Source organism: Chromohalobacter sp. HP20-39 (assembly GCF_033052815.1).
In the GTDB taxonomy this organism is placed as follows: Bacteria; Pseudomonadota; Gammaproteobacteria; order Pseudomonadales; family Halomonadaceae; genus Chromohalobacter.
Genome location: NZ_JAWHTP010000334.1, coordinates 1 through 338, shown reverse-complemented (window position 1 = coordinate 338; position 338 = coordinate 1). Strand labels below are relative to the sequence as shown.

Below are 338 nucleotides of genomic sequence, written 5' to 3'. Positions count from 1 at the left end.
GATGCCGGCCTGCTGGTCGATTGGGAAGACGCCTCCGGCCACCCCATGCACGTAGCCGACGACGTGCTGCGTACCGTATTGAATGCGCTGGGCCTGCCGGCCGATACATCGGCGGAGGTTTCGCAAAGCCGGGACCACCTGCGCGCCGAGGCCAAAGACGCTGCCGTCCCCAAACTGGTCACCGGCGTGGCTGGACGACCCATCGCGCTGGACACCATGGCGCCGCAAGCCACGCTGCTTGACGGTCAGGCTTACCGCATTGAGTTCGAACACGGTGGCGGCACCGCCGGCCGAATCCAAGTTCATGCCGATCAGCATAGCCTGCAACTACGCCTGCC

Annotated in this window: 1 pseudogene; it reads left to right on the top strand. The window is 65.7% G+C overall.

Annotated elements, in window-relative coordinates:
- Positions 1–338 (top strand): annotated as a pseudogene (locus tag RVY79_RS18260) (hypothetical protein); the annotation flags it as partial.